The organism is Pseudarthrobacter sp. R1 (genome assembly GCF_024494415.1).
GTDB lineage: Bacteria > Actinomycetota > Actinomycetes > Actinomycetales > Micrococcaceae > Arthrobacter.
The window spans coordinates 237,168-257,498 of sequence record NZ_JAMKFI010000002.1; the positions used below are offsets into that span (position 1 = coordinate 237,168).

Consider the following 20,331-nt stretch of genomic DNA (forward strand, 5'->3'; position numbering starts at 1 on the left):
GTTTTGAAAGATTATTCAGCCATAGCCTATCCGCAAACGCCGTCAAACGAGGATTCGCCGCCGTCATATCCTCCCTTGGCAGGGCCCGCGCGATGCACTAATATCCGCGTTCGTCAAGGGGTCAAAGGGGGTTGATTGTGCCGTTTTTCCGCGGATTTTCGCGGTTCGAGGCCCTTTTGCCGGCCGGTCATATGCCTGAATCGTGATAAACTGGTCTGCGGGAAAGGGGAAATGTCCACATGGTATTTGAGGTCGGCGAGACAGTAGTTTACCCTCACCACGGTGCTGCGAAGATTGAAGAAATCAAGATGCGCACCATCAAGGGCGAAGAGAAGATGTATCTCAAGCTCAAGGTGGCTCAGGGTGATCTGACCATTGAAGTTCCAGCAGAAAATGTAGATCTTGTTGGCGTTCGGGACGTAGTGGGCAAGGAAGGTTTGGAGCACGTGTTCGATGTGCTTCGTGCCGAGTTCACCGAAGAACCCACCAACTGGTCACGCAGGTACAAGGCAAATCTGGAGAAGCTTGCTTCCGGTGACGTCATCAAGGTGGCAGAGGTCGTCCGTGACCTGTGGCGCCGCGATCACGACCGGGGCCTTTCCGCAGGCGAAAAGCGTATGCTGGCCAAAGCCCGGCAGATTCTGATTTCAGAACTGGCCCTGGCTGAAAAGACCGACGAGGAGAAGGCTGCAAGCGTTCTCGACGAGGTCCTGGCTTCCTAAGAATTGAACCCCGGTGGCACCCAAGTGCCGCCGGGGCTTCTTTTTGCCCGGATTCAGGTCCCGGCGGGGCCAGCTGCGGGGACGTAGGCTAGTCCGCATGAGTGAAACTCCCACGCGCCCCGTCACCGCCGTGATCCTGGTGGCTGCCGGCTCAGGGCAACGGCTGGGCTACGGCATGCCCAAAGCAGCGGTGCCCCTCGGCGGCGAACCTATCCTGATGCACGCCCTCCGGGGCATCGTGGCGTCCGGGGTCAGCAGCCAGGTATGCATCGCACTGCCGGCCGGCGACAGTGCCCTGCGGCAGCTGTGCGAAGACTTCCAGGAAGAACTGGCCGACGGCGGCCCCCTCCTTTCCATGGTCGACGGCGGCGCCACCCGCGCCGATTCCGTCCGGGCAGGCATGGCTGCCCTCATGGACGGGATCGAGGCCGTGCTGGTGCACGATGCCGCCCGGGCCCTGACCCCCGAATCGGTCTTCCACCGGGTAGTGAACGCGCTGGCCGCCGGGGCCGCGGCCGTTATCCCCACCGTCGCCGTGGTGGACACGGTCAAGACCGTGGCTGCGACTACGGGCGAGGACAGCGCGCTGGCGCCGGAGGTTGTTACCGGAACCGCGCCGCGCGAAGACCTGCGTGCCGTCCAGACACCGCAGGGCTTCCAGCTCAGCACCCTCCTGAAGGCGCATGAAGCGGCAGGGACCCTGAACCAGCAGCAGGCCGCGGCCGTAACTGATGACGCGATGCTTGTGGAGATGCTCGGCACGCCGGTCCACGCCGTCCGGGGCTCCAGCCAGTCATTGAAGATCACCACTCCGCTGGATCTGATCCTCGCCGAAGGACTTTTGGAAGGGCCGTTGGGCGCCCGCTGGGTGGAGGGGTGACCGTGGCTGGCATCAACGTGGTCCTGCCCCGCACCGGCATCGGCATCGACGTGCATGCGTACGCCCCGGAGGACGCGCCGCGCCCGCTGTGGCTCGGCGGGCTCCTGTGGGAAGGGGAGCGCGGCCTCGCCGGGCACTCGGACGGTGACCCGGTGGCCCACGCAGCGGCGGACGCCCTTTTCTCGGCGGCCGGAATTGGCGACCTCGGCACCCACTTCGGGACCAGCCGTCCTGAGTTCGCCGGAGCGTCCGGGGTCACCCTCCTCGGGGAAGCAGCGAGGATCGTTCGGGCGGCCGGCTTCGAAATCGGCAACGTTGCAGTGCAGTTCGTCGCCAACCGGCCCAAATTCGGTCCCCGCCGTGAAGAATCGCAACAGGTTCTCAGCGCAGCGGCCGGGGCGCCCATCAGCGTTACGGCAACCACCAGCGACGGCCTGGGGTTCGCGGGGCGCGGAGAGGGTATCTCCGCGGTGGCCACTGCCTTGGTGTATCCGAAGCCCTCCGCCGCCATCGGCTAATCTGGAGCGGTGACCTTGCGCTTCTATGACACTGCCTCCGCCGAAGTCCGGAACTTCGTCCCCCTCGTCGAGGGCAAGGCCAGCCTCTATTACTGCGGGGCCACGGTGCAGGGCATGCCCCACGTGGGCCATATCCGCTCAGCCATCGCGTTCGACCAGCTCACCCGCTGGCTGACCTACCGGGGCTTGCGGGTGACCGTGGTCAGGAACGTCACCGACATCGATGACAAAATCCTCGCCAAGTCGGAAGCGTCCTTCGCGCCGGAGTTCACGCCGGAGCCCGGCGAAGTGGCCCAGGAGGAGTGGTGGGCCCTCGCATACCGCTACGAACAGGAATTCCTGAAGGCGTACGACGCCCTCGGCGTCTCCCGGCCCACTTACGAACCCCGCGCCACCGGGCACATACCGGAAATGCATGCCCTGATCCAGCAACTGATCGACCGCGGGCACGCCTACGCAGCCCTCGACGAGTCCGGCGACGTGTACTTTGACGTCCGTTCCTGGAGTAAATACGGTTCCCTGACGCGGCAAAACATCGATGACATGCAGGCAGCCCCCGACGTCGAACCTCGATTCAGCAACAGGAAGAAGGACCCCCGCGACTTCGCGCTGTGGAAGGGTTCCAAAGAGGGAGAGCCGACGACGGCGAGCTGGGCTTCCCCCTGGGGCGCCGGCCGCCCGGGCTGGCACCTGGAATGCTCCGCCATGGTCACCAAATACCTGGGAACCGAATTCGATATCCACGGTGGAGGCCTGGACCTGAGGTTCCCGCACCATGAAAACGAGCTGGCACAGTCCCAGGCCGCCGGCCACCCGTTCGCCAGCTTCTGGATGCACAACGGCATGGTGACGTACCAGGGCGAGAAGATGTCCAAGTCAATCGGGAACACCATCAGCCCGGCCGAGATGCTGGAACTGGCTCCGCCCCGGGTGGTCCGCTACTACCTCGGCCAGGCGCACTACCGCTCCATCCTGGACTACCGGCCCACGTCGCTACAGGAGGCCGCCGCCGCCGTCGAACGCATTGACGGTTTCCTCGCCAAGGCCTCAGCCCGGTTCGGCGGGGACTTCGGCCTTGAGGCCGGCAACTTCGGCTTATCCGCCGATGCTGTCCGCGCTTTTTCTGAGGCCATGGACGACGACCTCAACGTCCCGCGTGCGCTGGCGGCGCTCCACGAGACGGTGCGCGCCGGGAACACAGCCCTCGCCGAGGGGGATGACGACGCCGTCCGTCACGCACTGAACGCAGTCTTGGTGATGACCGAGGTGCTTGGCCTCAACGCTGTCGCAGGCACCGATGCGGGCGGCGGCAAGGAAGCGACCGCCCTCGACGTCTTGGTCCAGGCGCAGCTGGAAGCCCGGGCCGCGGCGCGGGCCGAAAAAAACTGGGCCGCCTCCGACGCCATCCGGGACACCCTGGCCGCGGCCGGCGTCGTCGTTGAGGACGGTCCGGACGGCGCCACCTGGAGCCTGAAGCGGGACTGAGGGGTAGTCACCCTTAGGCCATCCCGCCGGGGTCAGGCGATTTTACTTGGTTCAGTAGACTGGTAGGCAGACTCAGTCAACACAATCAAGGGTGGAACACAATGGCCAACAATGGTCGCCGATCGGTTAAAGCGAAGAAGGGCCCAACCATCGGAACCGGTGGTCATGGCCGCAAGGCCCTCGAAGGCAAGGGACCCACGCCCAAGGCGGAGGACCGTCCCTACCACAAGGCGCACAAGTCCAAGCAGCTCGCAGAGCGCTCTGCCGCCAAGCGCGGCACGGGCGCGCGAGGCGCCGGCGCCGCCAAGTCCGGGCCCAAGGGACGGGCTACCGAGGAAGTGGTCACCGGCCGGAACTCCGTGGTTGAAGCGCTCCGGGCCGGCATTCCCGCCAAGGCCCTGCACATCGCCATCCGCATCGAAATGGATGACCGGGTCAAGGAATCCCTGAAGCTCGCCGCCGAACGCGGCATCCCGCTGCTGGAGACCGGCAAGCCCGAACTGGACCGGATGACGGATGACGCCATCCACCAGGGCCTGGTCCTGCAGATCCCGCCCTACGAGTACCAGGATGCCTACGAACTCGCCGAGGAGACGGTGGAGAAGTGGAAAAAGGGCCACGTCCCCAACGCGCCGCTCTTCGTTGCCCTCGATGGCATCACCGACCCCCGGAACCTCGGCGCCATCATCCGGTCCGTGTCCGCCTTCAGCGGCCACGGCGTGATCGTGCCCGAACGCCGCTCGGTGGGCGTCACCGCCTCCGCCTGGAAAACCAGCGCCGGGGCAGCAGTCCGGGTACCGGTGGCGCGTGCATCCAACCTCAACAGTGCATTGAAGCAGTTCAAGAACATGGGCATCTTTGTCCTGGGCCTTGACGGCGACGGCGATGTTTCGCTTCCCGACCTCACCCTCGCCAGGGAGCCCGTCTGCATCGTGGTGGGCTCGGAAGGCAAGGGCCTGAGCCGCCTGGTCCGGGAGAACTGCGACCAGATCGTTTCGATTCCCATCGACTCGGCAATGGAATCCCTGAACGCCTCCATGGCAGTGGGCATCTCGCTGTACGAGGTATCCCGCCAGCGCGCCGCAAAGTAACCGCGGCGTAAAAAGACCCGTTGTCCCGGCCTGCCTATGCGCCTTTATGACGCGTAGGCAGGCGATGTGCCCTTGGCGGCTAATATTTTAGGTGATGGTCATGCCGCTCTTCGACACTGCTTCCACCACGGACGCCTCAACGGCTCTTCCACTCGGTGTGACTGTCCCGCGCGCGGATTCGGCCGTGTCCGGTCCAGCCGCAAACGGCACCCGGCCGGGTGCCAGGGCCAACGTGGCCTGCTACGCCCCCGGCGTGCGTAACCTGGAAATCGTCTACATAGCCCCTGGCGGAGACTGGCGGGTACAGGCGCTGCCCAACGTAAGCCACGGCGTCCACCACGGGATTGTGGACAACCTGCCTTACGGCTCGCGCTACGGGTTCCGCGCAGCATCCGCCGAACAGTCCTTGCCGCTTGCCGTGCCCACGCAGGATGTTGACGACGACGGCGGGCAGCCGCTGCTGCTGGACCCGTACGGGCGCGCAGTGGACCAACGCGACGGCTTCCTGACCAGCGTCCGGATGGCCAGCGACTTTGACTGGGCATCGGACGGGAGGCTGCGCCTGGAATGGCGCGACACCATTATTTACGAGGCCCATGTCCGCGGCCAGAGCATGCTCCACCCGGACGTACCCGCGGAACTCCGCGGCACGTACGCCGGCCTGGCGCACCCGGCCATTGTTGAACACCTCAAGAGCCTCGGAATCACTGCTGTTCAGCTGCTGCCCGTCCACTTCCACCTGGATGAACCGCACCTGCAGGACCTGGGACTGACCAACTACTGGGGATACAACACGGCAGCTTTTTTCGCCCCCCACCCCGGCTACGCCACCAAGGCGGCCCAGCAGGCTGGCCCCCAGGCCGTCCAGGACGAGTTCAAGGGAATGGTCAAGGCGCTTCATGCCGCCGGCCTGGAAGTCATCCTGGACGTCGTCTACAACCACACCGCTGAAGGCGGTCCCGACGGGCAGGTCCTGAGCTTCCGCGGGCTGGGGGAGGACACGTACTACCGGACTGACGGGAACGGCAAGTATGAGGACACCACGGGCTGCGGCAACAGCCTGAACTTTGCCGAACCACAGGTGGTCCAGCTGGTGGTGGACTCACTGCGCCACTGGGTGGACGAGTTCCACATTGACGGCTTCCGGTTCGACCTGGCCGTGACGCTCTGCCGGAACGCGGCCAATGAATTCGATCCCCGGCACCCGTTCCTCGTTGCCATTGCAGCGGATCCCGTCCTGTCCGACGTCAAGCTGATCGCCGAACCGTGGGATGTGGGCTACGGCGGCTGGCAGACCGGACGGTTCCCGGCGGGCTGGGCGGACTGGAACGACCACTTCCGGGACGCCGTGCGCTCGTTCTGGCTGGCCGACCGCGCTGCGCTCGAATCCGGCGGGCAGGGCGGATCGGTGGCCAAGCTCGCGGACGTCATGTCGGGTTCCGCAGCCCTCTTTGCGGCGTCCGGCCGCTCCCGGCTGGCATCGGTCAATTACATCACCGCCCATGATGGCTTCACCCTGAACGACGTCGTCTCCTACGACCGGAAACACAATGAGGCCAACGGTGAGCAGAACCGGGACGGCCACGGCGACAACCGCAGCTACAACCACGGTTTCGAAGGCCCCACCGAGGACGGGGCCATCCTGGCCAGGCGCGCCCAGTCCCGCCGTAACCTCATGGCCACGCTGTTGATCTCCATCGGCGTGCCCATGATCACGGCCGGAGACGAACTGGCGCGGACCCAGCAGGGCAACAACAACGCGTACTGCCAGGACAACGCCATCGCGTGGCTGGACTGGACCAGGACGCCGGAGTCCCACGAAATGCTCCGGAGCACCAAACGGTACATCCGCCTGCGCAAGGAGTTCCTGGCCGCACAGCCCCACGACTTCCCGGTCCGGGATGAGCAGTCCTACCTGTACTGGTTCGACCACGCCGGGCAGCCCATGTCCATGGAACGCTGGAACGATCCCAGGCACCGCGTTATGCAACTCCTGCTGGGTTCCGACGACGGCACACTGGCTGGCCTGGTGGTGGTGAACGGCAGCAATTCCGACGTGCAGATCACGCTGCCCCGCATTACCGCCAAGGGCACCCCGCATACGATGTTCGAGCTGCGGCTGACCACCTCCCCGCTGCACGAGCTCCGGCAAGGCACCAGGGTGGCCCCGGGGGAGAAGGACCTCCTGGAGGCCAACTCCATCAACATCTACCGCAGCTGATGCACCCGGACACAACGTAATGCGCAACCGCAATGTTCTTCCCCTGCTGCTGACTGTGCTCGTGGTGCTGGGGCTGCTCTTGTTCGGCGGCACGGGGATCCTGGGCCAATTGACGGACAGTGCGACGCCGGAGGGCGGGGTCAGTGCCACGCCGGGTCCGGGTGCCGCCACAGGTCCCTCCGCCCAGGGTTCCCCCTCTGCAGGGTCCGGGACAGATGCCGCCCCCCAACCCCGGGCGCAGGTCAACCCGTCCGGCCTGCCGGAGGTGCGGGAGTCTGTATTGCCGCCTGAAGGCCGCCGGACGCTTGCCCTCATCCGCGCCGGGGGACCCTACAGTTACCGGCAGGACGACCAGGCCTTCGGGAACTTCGAGCGGATCCTGCCGCGGCGGGACAGGGGCTATTACCGTGAATATACGGTGCCAACACCTGGGGAGTCAGACCGGGGAGCGCGGCGCATCGTGGCCGGCGACGGCGGCGAGAAGTACTACACAGATGATCACTACGAGACGTTTCAATTCATAGCAGAAGGCAGCTAGGCAACCATGAAGATCTACTCCGGCGAGACCTGGACCCTGGAAGAACTGCAGGAGCAGGTGGCTGACGCCGGACGCCGCAGCCTGGTGGTTCCCGCGGCCGACAGCAAGAAGGCAGTCCTGGAAACCTTTGGGGAGGTCCTCAACTTCCCGGAGCACTACGGCGTAAACCTGGACGCCCTCAACGATTCCCTGCATGACTTCGCGGACAGCATCACGGACAACGGCAACCCGCCCGTCACTGTGCTGTGGCAGGTGGCGGCGCCTTTCCGCGCTGACCGGTCCTTCGGGGTCATCTGCGAAATACTCCAGGACGCCGAGCGCTACGCCGGCAAGGACCTCGCCGTTACCGCCGTCATGCTCTAACGGCGTTCTTCCTGCCCGGCGTAGGTCTCCAGCAGGTCCAGGGCCCGGCCGCCGCCTTCCTCCTCAGCCAGGGCCTTGCGCATGCTGTCTGCCTTCTCACGGCCTCCCGGGAAGGGCGGCAGGAGGGGAACCTCGGGGTCGGTCAGTACTTCGATCACCACAGGCCGGTCGGCCGCGAACGCCCGCTCCCAGACATCGCCCAGAAGCTCGGGATCGTCCACGCGGATGCCCGTAAGGCCCAGCAGCTCGGCGTAACCCGCGAACGGGAAGTCCGGGAGCTCCTGGCTGTCCCGGAAACGCGGCTCGCCCTCTGACTCGCGCTGTTCCCACGTAACTTCGGTGAGCTCCCGGTTGTTGAAGACACAGACGACAAATCGGGGGTCCTGCCATTGCCGCCAGCGGTGGGCCACTGTCACCAGTTCGGCAATCCCCGCCATCTGCATGGCGCCGTCCCCGGACAGTGCCACCAGCGGCCGGTCGGGATGGGCAAGCTTGGCGGCAATGCCGTAGGGGATGGAGCAGCCCATGCTTGCCAGCGTGCCTGAGAGGTGGGCCGGGACGTCCGGCGGAAGTATGAGCTGGCGGGCGTACCAGTAAACGCAACTGCCGACGTCGATACTCATCTGGGCGTTGGCCGGAAGCCTGCCATTGAGCTCCCGCACCACCCTTTCCGGGTTGACGGGGCTGGCAGGTACGGCGGCGCGTTCTTCGGCCAGTGCCCGCCAGCGCGTGACTTCCTGTTCGACGTCGGCACGCCACTGCCCGCGCGGCCGCTGATCCAGCCGGGAACCAAGGGCCTTGAGGGCCGTTGCCGCATCGCCCGCCAGTCCGACCTCCACGGGGTAGCGGTTGCCGATCTTCCGCTCGTCGATATCAATCTGCACGGCCCGTGCCGCACCGGGCGGTGGATAAAACTCAGTCCAGGGATCGTTCGAGCCAACGATGAGCAGCGCATCGCAGTTGCCCAGCAGGTGGGCGCTGGCGGTGGTGCCCAAATGCCCCATGGTGCCCACGGCGAAAGGCAGGGTTTCGTCCACGTAGGGCTTCCCCAGGAGGCTGGTGGCAATGCCGGCACCCAGCTGTTCAGCAACGGCCACCACCTCCGCGGCGGCGTGCCGGGCGCCTTGGCCTACCAGAAGCGCCACCCTCTGCGCATTGTTGAGGAGCGCGGCCGCGGCGTCCAGGTCTTCCCCTCGGGGCGACTTGGCGGACGTGCTCCAGGACGGCGCGGTGACCACAACACCGTGTTCCTGTTCCAGCTGGGGTGCGGGCGCGGACTGGATGTCGTGCGGCAGGATCACCACGCACGGCGAGGAGGTGGCTTTCGCCGTGCGGAAGGCACGGTCCAGGACCATGGGAAGCTGCTCGGGTGCGTTGACCTGCTGAACGAACTGGGCCGCAACGTCCTTGAACAGGACGGTCAGTTCGATCTCCTGCATGTAGGCAGAGCCCAGGACCGTGCGGCTTTGCTGGCCCACGATCGCCACCACCGGCACGCCGTCGAGCTTGGCGTCGTACAGGCCGTTGAGGAGGTGGACCGCGCCCGGCCCCTGCGTGGACGTCACCACTCCCACGCCGCCGGTGTACTTCGCGTGCCCCACGGCCATAAAGGCCGCGGTCTCCTCGTGCCGTGCCTGCACGAATTCAACCCGGCCCTCCGCCCGGCGGAGGGCTCCCATGAACCCGTTGATTCCGTCCCCGCTGTACCCGAAAACACGGTTGACGCCCCACGTTGTGAGCCGTTCCACGATCAGGTCTGCCACGGTGCGGTCGTTCATGGGATCCTCCTGCAGTAGGTTGCGGCCCTGCCTCTTACGCGTTGACGATCAGGCCCAGCTCAGCCTTCGACGCCAGCGCGTCATGCCGCGGCAGTACACGTACGGTGTACCCAAAGGACCCGGACCGGTCGATCAGCAGCGAGCCGCTGAACAGGTGCCGGCCGCTGCCCAGGTCTTCCTGGACCTTCAGTTCCATCACCGTGATGTCCGCCAGGGTATCGCTTTCCTCTGCCCTGCCGTAGGCCACCTCCACGCTGACGTCATCCGGGGTGAGGCTGTTCAGCGACACGTAGGCATTGACCTGGAGGATGTCACCGATCTGCGGGTCCTCGGAAACCCCAACGGAGTCCACGTGCTCCACGTGCACCTGCGGCCAGGCGGCGCGGACCTTCGCCGTCCACGCTGCCAGCGTGCGTGCCTGGGAGTAGGAGTTGGCGCCGGCATTCCGGCCGGCCTCCGCTGCCGGGCGGTAGAGGATGTTCACGTAGTCACGCAGCATGCGGTCGGCCGAAACCGCCGGACCAAGGTGCGAGAGGGTGTGCTTGATCATCGATACCCAGTGGGTGGGCACCTTCTCGGTACCCGACGTCGACGGACCGGCTGCACCTGCGTCTTCGGACACCGTGATGCCGTAGAACCTCGGGGCAACCTGCGTCTCGAGCAGTTCGTAGAGGGCGGCGGCTTCAATATCGTCGCGTTCCTCCGGCGACGCGTCGTTGTTGGCCGTGGGAATCGCCCAACCGTTCTCGCCGTCGTACATTTCATCCCACCAGCCGTCGAGGACCGACAGATTCAGCGAACCGTTGAGAGCCGCTTTCATGCCGGACGTTCCGCAGGCCTCAAGCGGCCGGAGCGGGTTGTTCAGCCAGACGTCGCAGCCAGGGAAGAGCGTCCGTGCCATCCCGATGTCGTAGTTCGGCAGGAAGGCGATGCGGTGCCGGACTTCCGGGTCATCAGTGAAGGTGACCAGGTCCTGGATCATCTTCTTCCCCGCGTCGTCAGCGGGGTGCGACTTGCCGGCAATGACCAGCTGGATGGGATGTTCCTTGTGCAGCAGGAGTGCCTTGAGCCGTTCCGGCTCGCGCAGCATCAGGGTAAGCCGCTTGTAGGTGGGAACGCGGCGGGCGAACCCGATGGTGAGGATGTCCGGGTCCAGCACGTTGTCCGTCCAGCCCAGCTCAGCGTCGGCCGCGCCGCGTTTCTTCCAGGCGGCACGGAGCCGGCGGCGGACGTCCTCCACCAGCGCGACCCGCATTTCGCGGCGCAGCGCCCATACGTCAGCATCACTGACGTTGTAGGCGAGGTCCCAGCGGCCCAGCGCTTCAGCTTCGCTGCCGAACTGGTCCCGGGCAAGCTTTGAAATTCGGCTGTCCACCCAGGTGGGCACGTGCACGCCGTTGGTGACGGAGGTGATGGGCACCTCGGAGTGGTCGAACCCGGGCCACAGCGCGGAAAACATCCCGCGGGACACTTCGCCGTGCAGCTTGGCCACACCGTTTGCCCGCTGTGCAAGCCGCAGGCCCATCACGGCCATGTTGAAAACGGACGGGGTGCCGTTCGCGTAATTTTCGCGGCCAAGCTCCAGGATCCGGTCCACCGGCACAGCCGGTGCAAGCCCGGCCTGGAAGAAGTGGTGGATCTGGGAAATTTCAAACCTGTCGATGCCGGCCGGCACCGGGGTGTGAGTGGTGAAAACGGTGGAGGCGCGGCCGGCAGCCAAGGCCTCATCGAACGTCAGTGCCTCGTCCCCGGCCATCAGTTCCTGGATGCGCTCGATGCCCAGGAAACCGGCGTGGCCTTCATTGGTGTGGAACACTTCCGGAGCGCGGGTTCCGGTGAGCTTCTGGAAGGCGCGGAGCGCCTTGACCCCGCCCATGCCCAGCAGCAGTTCCTGCTGGAGCCGGTGGTCACCGCCGCCGCCGTAGAGACGGTCCGTGATGCTACGGGCTGCTTCGTCATTGCCCGGAACGTTCGAGTCCAGGAGGAGCAGGGGGACGCGTCCGACGTCGGCGCGCCAGATGTGGGCCAGCAGGCGGCGGTTGTTGGGGAGCGGCAGGGAGATTTGCAGCGGCTGGCCGTTGCCGTCGCCGGAAGGCTCGCGGAGGAGGGTGAGCGGCAGGCCGTCGGGATCCAGGACAGGGTAGGTTTCCTGTTGCCAGGCGTCCCGGGACAGTGACTGCTTGAAGTATCCGGCCTGGTACAGCAGGCCAACACCGATCAGGGGCACGCCCAGGTCCGAGGCGGCCTTGAGGTGGTCGCCGGCCAGGATGCCCAGGCCGCCGGAGTACTGGGGGAGGACTTCGGTGATACCGAATTCGGGGGAGAAGTAGGCAATCGACGCCGGCGCGTCCGGGCCCAGGCTCTGGTACCAGCGGGGCTCCTCGAGGTACCGGTCAAGGTCCTTCTCGGCGGCGCGGACACGGTCCACCACCGACTGGTCTGCGGCAAGCTGCTGGAACTCTTCGCGGCTCACCAAGCCCAGGAAACCGACGGGATCCTCACCGCTTTCCACCCAAAGCCGCGGGTTCAGCCCGGCGAAGAGTTCCCGGGTGGGGCGGTGCCAGGACCAGCGCAAATTACTCGCCAGCCGGGCCAGCGGCCGGATTGGTTCGGGGAGGACTGTACGGACCGTAAATCTGCGGATTGCCTTCACCTGCGTCACACTAACCGACAACATGCGCAGCCGGAACCAACCCCGGGTTTCTTTTGGATAAATGACTCTTCGCGTGGAGGAAATGACACGGGCGGCAACGAAAATAGTGCGCAGGCTTAGCAATCCGGCTCATTTCTCGCTAACGTCGAGCCTGTGACGACTAACTCAGGAACCATTGCCGCATCGAAGAAAAAGCCGCAGGGCCGCATCACGGACGGCCTGCGGTTTGGACGTTTCCCCATCACGGCTGTGCAGCCCGTGGTCGAGGGTGGAAAGTTCCCTGCCAAGGCCTTGCCTGGCGAGGGAATCGTGGTGGGCGCCACCGCGTTCCGGGAGGGGCACGACCAGCTTGGAGTCAGTGCGGTGCTCCTGGACCCGGCGGGCCAGGAGCGGCAGCGCGTCCGGCTGGCGCCGCCCCGCGGGGAACGCGGCATGGGGACGGACCGTTGGGAAGGCGTCCTCACGCCGTCGGACACGGGCAACTGGTCCTTTGTCATCGAAGCCTGGCACGACCGCTACGGCACGTGGCACCACAACGCGGAAGTGAAGGTGGAAGCCGGCATCGACGTCGAGCTGATGCTCGCGGAGGGTGCCGCGTTGCTCCATGAAGCTGCCGGGGACGAATCCCGGAGCGAGTGGGACAGGGGTGTCCTCCGCGAGGCCGCGGACAAGCTGGCTGACCCTTCCCTCAGCACGGAGGAGCGCCTCGGGGCCGGATTCAGCCACGCGGTCACCGGCGTTGTCGCGCACCAGCCGATCCGCGAGCTGGTCACCGTTTCCGAACAGTACCCTTTGCTGGTTGAGCGGGACCTGGCCGGCCGCGGAGCCTGGTACGAGTTCTTCCCCCGCTCCGAAGGCGCAGTCAAGGACCACACCACGGGCACCTGGACGTCCGGAAACTTCCGCACCGCCGCCCAACGGCTCGACGCCGTCGCCGCCATGGGCTTTGACGTCATCTACATGCCGCCCATCCATCCCATCGGCGTCCAGCACCGCAAGGGGCCCAACAACACACTCATCGCAGGCCCGAACGATCCAGGCTCGCCCTGGGCCATCGGCGCGAAAGAGGGCGGCCACGACGCCATCCACCCCGACCTTGGGACCTTTGAGGACTTTGACGCCTTTGTGGCCCGGGCCAACGAACTCGGACTGGAAGTCGCTTTGGACCTGGCACTGCAGGCCGCCCCGGACCATCCGTGGGTTGAGTCGCATCCCGAATGGTTCACCACCCGGGTGGACGGCAGTATTGCCTACGCGGAAAACCCGCCCAAGAAGTACCAGGACATTTATCCGCTCAATTTCGATAATGACCCGGAGGGGCTCTCCAACGAAATTCTCCGTATTGTCCTGCTCTGGGTCAGCCACGGCGTAAAGATCTTCCGCGTGGATAACCCGCACACTAAACCCGTGTGGTTCTGGGAGTGGCTTATTGCCCAGGTGGATAAGCAGGTTCCGGGGGTTGTGTTCCTCGCTGAGGCCTTCACCCGTCCGGCCATGATGCACGCACTGGGCCGTGCCGGCTTCCAGCAGTCCTACACCTACTTCACGTGGCGCAACACCAAGAAGGAAATCGAGCAGTACTTCAACGAGGTCAGCCACGAGTCGTCGGCCTTCTTCCGGCCCAATTTCTTTGTGAACACGCCGGACATCCTCACCGAATACCTCCAGTTCGGGGGGCCTGCTGCGTTCAAGATCAGGGCGGCCCTGGCCTCCACGGCAAGCCCGCTGTGGGGTGTCTACGCGGGGTACGAGCTGTACGAGCACGTCGCCCGGCCGGGTGCCGAGGAGTACATCGACAACGAGAAGTTCGAGTACAAGGCACGGGACTGGGACGCGGCCGCCCAGTCAGGGCGGACCCTTGCTCCGTACATCACCCGGCTGAACGAGTTGCGGCACACGCATCCGGCGCTGCAGGACCTGCAGAACCTGACGGTGCATCACAGCACTGACGATTCAACAGTGGTGTACTCCAAGCACAAAACCCTCGCCGACGGATCCAAGGACACCATCATCGTGGTGGTCAACCTGGATCCCCACGTGACCAAGGAATGCAGTGTCTCGCTTGACCTTGCGGCCCTGGAGCTGAACCCGCAGGACCTCACCCCGAACGGGGGCTTCCACGTGGACGACCTTATCTCCGGTGAAAGCTGGGAATGGGGCGAGTACAACTACGTACGCCTGGACCCGCATGTTGAGCCCGCGCACATCCTCAGCGTGAGGAGAATGCATCAGTGAGTTTTAATCCGCAAAGTTCGGGACAGCATTTCACGCCGAAGAGCACCTTCGAACTGAATGCGCCGGGCCTGCAGCACGATCCGCTGTGGTACCGGAAAGCCGTTTTCTACGAGGTCCTCGTCAGAGCTTTTGCGGATGCCAACGGTGACGGTTCCGGGGATTTCTCGGGCCTCATCGACAGGCTCGACTACCTGCAGTGGCTGGGCGTGGACTGCCTCTGGCTGCCGCCGTTCTTCCAGTCACCGCTGCGCGACGGGGGTTACGACATCTCCGACTACAACTCGGTCCTGGACGAGTTCGGCACCATCACGGACTTCAAGCGGCTGGTTGCCGAGGCACATGCCAGGGGAGTGCGGGTCATCATCGACCTCCCCCTGAACCACACCTCCGACCAGCACCCCTGGTTCCAGGAGTCGCGGAAGGACCCGGACGGACCGTTCGGCGACTTCTACGTCTGGAGCGACACGGACGAGAAGTACCAGGACGCCCGCATCATCTTCGTGGACACCGAGGAATCGAACTGGACCTTCGACCCCATCCGCCGGCAGTTCTTCTGGCATCGGTTCTTCAGCCACCAGCCGGACCTGAACTTCGAGAACCCCAAGGTCATCGACGCCCTTTTTGACGTGGTCCGGTTTTGGCTGGACCAGGGCATCGACGGGTTCCGCGCCGACGCCATCCCCTACCTCTTCGAGGAAGAGGGGACCAACTGCGAGAACCTGCCGGCCACCCACGACTTCCTCCGCAAGCTGCGGGCCATGGTGGACGAAAGCTACCCGGGACGCGTCATTATTGCCGAGGCGAACCAGCCGCCCAATGAGGTGGTGGAGTATTTCGGGACGGAAGCCGAACCCGAGTGCCACATGGCGTTCCACTTCCCGATCATGCCGCGGCTGTACTACGCGCTCCGGGACCAGAAGGCCGCGCCCATCATCGAGACGATGCAGGACACGCCGAACATTCCCGACGGCGCGCAGTGGGGCACCTTCCTGCGGAACCACGACGAACTGACGCTTGAAATGGTGACCGCCGATGAGCGCGCGGCCATGCTCGGCTGGTATGCACCGGATCCCAGGATGCGCGCCAACATCGGCATCCGCCGCCGGCTCGCACCCCTGCTGGACAACTCCCGGGCGGAGATCGAACTGATCAACGCGCTGCTGCTGTCGCTTCCCGGCAGTCCGTTCCTGTACTACGGGGACGAGATCGGCATGGGTGACAACATCTGGCTTGAAGACCGGGACGCCGTCCGGACGCCAATGCAGTGGAACCCCGACCGGAACGCGGGTTTCTCCAACGCGGATCCCGGCAAGCTCTACCTGCCGGTCATCCAGTCGCTGGTTTACAACTACAACATGGCAAACGTTGAGGCGGAGGCGGCCCACTCGGGGTCGCTGCTTCGCTGGACGCGCCAGATCTTGAGCGTTCGCAAGAACCATCCCGCTTTCGGCCTGGGCTCCTTCAAACACGTTGAGGCCGACCATGACGCCGTCCTGGCCTACCTTCGCGAGTTGCCCAGCGGCAACGCCGCAGGGGTGGACGGCGAATCCATTCTGTGTGCATTCAACCTCTCGCAGCATCCAGTGGCCGCAAGGTTGCGTATCCCCGATTACGGCGGGCGCGGCCTTCGTGATGTATTTGGCGGCCAGCCATTTCCTGGCATCAACGAGGACGGGACGCTGACGCTGACTCTCGGCAGCCACGATTTCTTCTGGCTGAGGATCCGGTCGGCAGCGTCCAATCCTACGTCCCCCTATACGCAGGCAATGCCGATCCTCTCGATTGAGAACTGACATGAACCAGCCCATCCTTACCCCCGCCCTCACCAAGTTGCTTCAGGAATGGCTTCCAAGGCAGCGCTGGTTCCCCGTAAAGACGCCAGCCTTCGAGCTGTCCCAGGCCGGCAGCCTGGGTCTGGACGATCCTTCCGGCCACGCAGGGCTCGCAGTCTTCCTCCTGAAAGTGACCACCCGGGGAGCCGACGGCGGCCGACGTACCGACGTCGTCCAGGTCCCCTTGAGTTTCCGGCCGGCGCCGGCAGCCGGGATGGAGCGCGCTCTGGTCGGCGAGGCAGCCGGGACGGATCCATCCAGGCCATGGGTTTACGACGCCGTGCACGATCCCGACTTCGTGGGCGGCTGGCTTGACCTGATGCGCAGCGAGGACAAGGCCCCCAGCGGTACCGCATCCGGGTTCCGGGCTCCAGGAGACCACAGGCTTCCCACGGCCCGCGGTGTGGTGAAGGTCCTTTCCGGGGAGCAGTCCAACAGTTCAGTAATTGTGGACGACGGCGAATCGGCCGCCATCGTGAAGTTCTTCCGCGTCCTGTCGGAGGGGACAAACCCCGAGGTTGAGGTGGGTGCTGCCCTCACGTCTGCCGGGACCACGGAAGTTCCGGCGACCCTGGGCTGGGTCCGCGGTGAGTGGCTGGCCCAGGGCACGCCTTCTTCCGACGGACCGGGCTCCGGTTCCCGTTATGTCCAGGGCGAGCTGGCGGTGGCCCATGAGTTTCTGGCCGGCGGACGCGATGCCTGGCGTCTGGCTGTGGACGCGGCCAGGTCCGGGACTGATTTCACGGCTGAGGCCCGCGCCTTGGGCGCCGCCACGGCAACGGTCCATCGCCGCCTTGCAGAAGCACTTGGGCAATCGGCGGAGGCTGAACCCGGCAAGGTGATTGCCCCTGCAGTAGCCCAGCGCGTCCGGCAGGCATGGGCGGAAGCCGCCTCCGCCGTCGGCCCCTACGACGACGCACTGGACCACCTCCTGCGCGGGCTCGACGGCGTGGCTGCCGGTCCGCTCCAGCGGATCCACGGCGACCTCCACCTTGGCCAGATCCTCCAGGTCCCGGGCCAGGCGGGAAACGCACCCCGATGGGCGATCCTCGACTTCGAAGGCGAACCGCTGCGTCCCATTGCGGAGCGGAACGTTCCCGACGTTCCCCTGCGGGACGTCGTGGGGATGCTGCGGTCCTTCGACTACGCGGCGGGAGCTGCCCATCGTGAACAGGAAGGTGCCAAAGTGCCGGCGTCCTGGGTTGACGACTGCGCCGAGGCCTTCCTTGCCGGGTACGCGGGTGTCACGCCAGGCACCGTGGACAGGGACTCGCCCCTGTTTGTGGCATTGTGGCTGGACAAGGCACTGTACGAAGTAGTTTATGAAATGCGTAACAGGCCCGACTGGCTGGCGATCCCTGTGAACGCCTCCAGGCGGCTCCTCAGCGGTAACGGCACCGGCGACCAGGCCGGGGCAGCATGGGAAGGTATCGAAATGACAGGCTCAGCACGAACGGACCGTCCGGGGGTGCCGCTGCATGTGGATGCGGGCACCCTGGGCAAGCTCGCGAACGGTGAACACCACGCCCCCCATTCCATCCTGGGCGCGCACCTTGACGACTACGGCCACGTCACCATCCGCACCGTAAAGCATTTGGCGGAGGCCGTTACGGTCATCACAGCAGCCGGCGAAATCCCTATGGAGCATGAAGCCCACGGCGTGTGGGTGGCCGTTATGGAGCCGCTGCAGCAGGGGCACGTCCCGGACTATCGCCTGGCCGTAACCTACCCCGGTGCTGAACCGGTCACCGTGGACGAACCCTACCGCTACCTGCCCACCGTGGGTGAAGTAGACCTGCACCTCATCGGTGAAGGCCGGCACGAGAAACTCTGGGAAGTCCTGGGCGCCCATGTCCAGCACTACAAGTCGTCCCTGGGAGACGTGGACGGTGTCTCATTTGCCGTCTGGGCCCCCAACGCGCAGGCTGTGCGCGTTATTGGTGACTTCAACGCCTGGGACGGGCGCGAAAACTCGCTCCGCTCCCTTGGCTCCTCCGGCGTGTGGGAGATTTTTGTCCCCGGGGTTGCAGCAGGGGCATGCTACAAATTCCAGATCCGGACCAAGGCCGGCCACTGGGTGGAGAAGGCTGACCCGCTTGCGTTCGGAACCGAGGTCCCCCCGCTGACGGCGTCGAGGGTAGTGGAGCCCTCGTACGCCTTCAAGGACGACGAATGGATGGAGGCCCGGGCCAAGCGGGATCCGCACAACTCGGCCATGAGCGTCTACGAAGTCCACCTTGGTTCCTGGAAGCTTGGGCTCGGCTACCGGGAATTGGCCAAGGAACTGGTGGACTACGTTAAGTGGCTTGGCTTCACCCACGTGGAGTTCATGCCGGTGGCGGAACACCCCTTCGGCGGATCGTGGGGCTACCAGGTCACGTCGTACTTCGCCCCCACCTCCAGGTTCGGGCACCCCGACGAATTCCGATACCTGGTGGACGCACTCCACCAGGCCGGCATCGGGGTCCTGCTGGACTGGGTGCCCGCACACTTCCCCAAGGACGCATGGGCCCTGGCCCAGTTCGACGGCGAGCCCCTGTACGAGCACGCCGACCCCGCCTTGGGCGAGCACCCGGACTGGGGCACGCTGATCTTCGACTTCGGCCGCACTGAGGTCCGCAACTTCCTCGTGGCCAATGCCCTGTACTGGCTGGATGAGTTCCACATCGACGGCCTGCGCGTGGACGCTGTGGCCTCCATGCTCTACCTGGACTACTCGCGCGAAGAGGGCCAGTGGCGGCCCAACCGGTTCGGCGGCCGGGAAAACCTCGAAGCCATCTCGTTCCTGCAGGAAGTCAACGCCACGGTGTACAAGACGCACCCCGGGGCTGTCATGATTGCCGAAGAGTCCACAGCCTTCCCCGGCGTTACGGCCCCCACCAGCCACGGCGGACTGGGCTTTGGCCTCAAATGGAACATGGGCTGGATGCACGACTCGCTCAAGTACGCGTCCGAGGACCCGGTGAACCGCAAGTGGCACCACGGCACCGTAACCTTTTCCCTGGTCTACGCCTTTACGGAAAACTTCCTGCTCCCCATCAGCCACGATGAGGTAGTCCACGGCAAGGGTTCCATGCTTCGCAAGATGCCGGGCGACCGTTGGCAGCAGCTGGCGAACCTTCGTGCCTTCCTGGCGTACCAGTGGGCCCACCCGGGCAAGCAGCTCATCTTCATGGGTACCGAATTCGGCCAGGAAGCGGAATGGTCCGAACAGCACGGACTCGACTGGTACCTCGCGGACATTCCCGCCCACAAGGGGGTGCAGCTGCTGACCAAGGACCTCAATGAGCTGTACGCTTCCACCCCCGCGCTGTACACCCGGGACAACGAGCCCGGCGGCTTCCAGTGGATCAACGGGGGAGACGCGGACCGTAATGTGCTCTCGTTCATCCGCTGGGACAAAGAGGGCAACCCCCTAGTCTGTGCCATCAACTTCTCTGGTGCGCCCCACGCCGGCTACACCCTGGGAGTACCTGAGCCGGGTGCGTGGACAGAAGTGCTGAACACTGATGCCACCACCTATGGCGGCTCAGGTGTGCTGAACGCCGGTGAGCTGAAGGCGACGGATGAGGGGCAGGACGGGCAGCCGGCCACCTTGAGCGTCACTCTGCCGCCGCTCGGTGCTGCGTACTTCAAGCCGGGATCAGCAACGTCCGCCTGATTCCTGCTTGAACTTCTTCGGAAGAGGCCCGGAATCCTTGTGGTTCCGGGCCTTTCCGCTGTTCTGTCCGCCTGCACGGGAGAGGTCGAAGGGGCCGGTTGGCTATCTCCGCAGAGTGGTGGTAGAGTTTATTTCCGCGCTGCTCCACGAAGTCAGACGGAAAAACCGACAACCAAGCCTCAGGCTGAAGAATGTCGCGGACGCCGGTTTGACAAGTGAGAGTCCAGCGGGTAAGTTTGAAAAGTTGCTCCGGAGCGATCCTGAACCGTTTGGTTGGGTGGTGCCGGGTGTGTCTGTTGTTTGAGAACTCAATAGTGTGCCAAGTTTGTTGATACCGATTTGTTTTTATGGATT

General features: G+C 65.0%; 13 protein-coding genes. 11 read left to right on the top strand and 2 right to left on the bottom strand.

Annotation, left to right across the window (positions count from 1 at the left end; translation table 11 throughout):
* Nucleotides 1–239 precede the first annotated feature (239 nt).
* The 8 genes from M8J71_RS03035 (at nt 240) to M8J71_RS03070 (ending at nt 7,818) form a co-directional block, all read left to right on the top strand.
* Nucleotides 240–722, top strand: a complete 483-nt coding sequence (locus M8J71_RS03035) for a CarD family transcriptional regulator (RefSeq protein WP_011690592.1) — start codon at nt 240–242, stop codon at nt 720–722.
* Between the two features lie 97 nt (nt 723–819).
* The gene (ispD, locus tag M8J71_RS03040) at nt 820–1,602 is read left to right on the top strand and encodes a 2-C-methyl-D-erythritol 4-phosphate cytidylyltransferase (protein WP_256246527.1); all 783 of its coding nucleotides are present in this window, start codon (nt 820–822) and stop codon (nt 1,600–1,602) included.
* Between the two features lie 17 nt (nt 1,603–1,619).
* Nucleotides 1,620–2,120, top strand: coding sequence for a 2-C-methyl-D-erythritol 2,4-cyclodiphosphate synthase (gene ispF / locus M8J71_RS03045; protein ID WP_374114802.1), 501 nt, complete (start codon nt 1,620–1,622; stop codon nt 2,118–2,120).
* Between the two features lie 9 nt (nt 2,121–2,129).
* The gene (gene cysS / locus M8J71_RS03050) at nt 2,130–3,605 is read left to right on the top strand and encodes a cysteine--tRNA ligase (protein WP_256246529.1); all 1,476 of its coding nucleotides are present in this window, start codon (nt 2,130–2,132) and stop codon (nt 3,603–3,605) included.
* A gap of 101 nt (nt 3,606–3,706) precedes the next feature.
* The gene (gene rlmB / locus M8J71_RS03055) at nt 3,707–4,696 is read left to right on the top strand and encodes a 23S rRNA (guanosine(2251)-2'-O)-methyltransferase RlmB (RefSeq protein WP_256246530.1); all 990 of its coding nucleotides are present in this window, start codon (nt 3,707–3,709) and stop codon (nt 4,694–4,696) included.
* A gap of 94 nt (nt 4,697–4,790) precedes the next feature.
* The gene (glgX, locus tag M8J71_RS03060; protein WP_256246531.1) at nt 4,791–6,917 is read left to right on the top strand and encodes a glycogen debranching protein GlgX; all 2,127 of its coding nucleotides are present in this window, start codon (nt 4,791–4,793) and stop codon (nt 6,915–6,917) included.
* A gap of 19 nt (nt 6,918–6,936) precedes the next feature.
* Nucleotides 6,937–7,455, top strand: a complete 519-nt coding sequence (locus tag M8J71_RS03065) for a ribonuclease domain-containing protein (protein ID WP_256246532.1) — start codon at nt 6,937–6,939, stop codon at nt 7,453–7,455.
* Between the two features lie 6 nt (nt 7,456–7,461).
* Complete coding sequence (locus M8J71_RS03070) at nt 7,462–7,818, top strand: barstar family protein (protein ID WP_256246533.1); 357 nt, start codon at nt 7,462–7,464, stop codon at nt 7,816–7,818.
* On the opposite strand, the gene M8J71_RS03075 is transcribed toward M8J71_RS03070, so the two are convergent.
* Both M8J71_RS03075 and glgP read right to left on the bottom strand, forming a co-directional pair.
* Nucleotides 7,815–9,596 carry a thiamine pyrophosphate-requiring protein gene (locus M8J71_RS03075; protein ID WP_256246534.1) on the bottom strand — a complete coding sequence of 594 codons (1,782 nt, stop codon included), beginning with the start codon at nt 9,594–9,596 and terminating at the stop codon, nt 7,815–7,817. The genes M8J71_RS03070 and M8J71_RS03075 overlap by 4 nt on opposite strands.
* 34 nt (nt 9,597–9,630) lie before the next feature.
* Nucleotides 9,631–12,249, bottom strand: coding sequence for an alpha-glucan family phosphorylase (gene glgP / locus M8J71_RS03080; protein WP_256246535.1), 2,619 nt, complete (start codon nt 12,247–12,249; stop codon nt 9,631–9,633).
* 153 nt (nt 12,250–12,402) lie between these two features.
* On the opposite strand from glgP, the gene M8J71_RS03085 reads away from it, so the two are divergent.
* Genes M8J71_RS03085 through M8J71_RS03095 form a run of 3 tightly spaced genes read left to right on the top strand, consistent with a single transcriptional unit; the run spans nt 12,403 to nt 19,977 of the window.
* Nucleotides 12,403–14,484 carry an alpha-1,4-glucan--maltose-1-phosphate maltosyltransferase gene (locus tag M8J71_RS03085; RefSeq protein WP_308292941.1) on the top strand — a complete coding sequence of 694 codons (2,082 nt, stop codon included), beginning with the start codon at nt 12,403–12,405 and terminating at the stop codon, nt 14,482–14,484.
* Nucleotides 14,481–16,277: a maltose alpha-D-glucosyltransferase gene (gene treS / locus M8J71_RS03090; protein WP_256246536.1), complete on the top strand. Its 1,797-nt coding sequence runs from the start codon at nt 14,481–14,483 to the stop codon at nt 16,275–16,277. The genes M8J71_RS03085 and treS overlap by 4 nt, the downstream gene beginning before the upstream one ends.
* 1 nt (nt 16,278) lies before the next feature.
* Entirely contained in the window at nt 16,279–19,977 is a 3,699-nt protein-coding gene (locus tag M8J71_RS03095) for a 1,4-alpha-glucan branching enzyme (RefSeq protein ID WP_256246537.1), read from the top strand.
* Nucleotides 19,978–20,331 lie beyond the last annotated feature (354 nt).

What these genes read in the sequence shown, in the direction of transcription:
- M8J71_RS03035 (WP_011690592.1), top strand. Translation starts at nt 240, where the DNA reads ATGGTATTTGAGGTCGGCGAGACAGTAGTTTACCCTCACCACGGTGCT.
- ispD (WP_256246527.1), top strand. Translation starts at nt 820, where the DNA reads ATGAGTGAAACTCCCACGCGCCCCGTCACCGCCGTGATCCTGGTGGCT.
- rlmB (WP_256246530.1), top strand. Translation starts at nt 3,707, where the DNA reads ATGGCCAACAATGGTCGCCGATCGGTTAAAGCGAAGAAGGGCCCAACC.
- glgX (WP_256246531.1), top strand. Translation starts at nt 4,791, where the DNA reads ATGGTCATGCCGCTCTTCGACACTGCTTCCACCACGGACGCCTCAACG.
- M8J71_RS03065 (WP_256246532.1), top strand. Translation starts at nt 6,937, where the DNA reads ATGCGCAACCGCAATGTTCTTCCCCTGCTGCTGACTGTGCTCGTGGTG.
- M8J71_RS03070 (WP_256246533.1), top strand. Translation starts at nt 7,462, where the DNA reads ATGAAGATCTACTCCGGCGAGACCTGGACCCTGGAAGAACTGCAGGAG.
- M8J71_RS03075 (WP_256246534.1), bottom strand. Translation starts at nt 9,596, where the DNA reads ATGAACGACCGCACCGTGGCAGACCTGATCGTGGAACGGCTCACAACG.
- M8J71_RS03095 (WP_256246537.1), top strand. Translation starts at nt 16,279, where the DNA reads ATGAACCAGCCCATCCTTACCCCCGCCCTCACCAAGTTGCTTCAGGAA.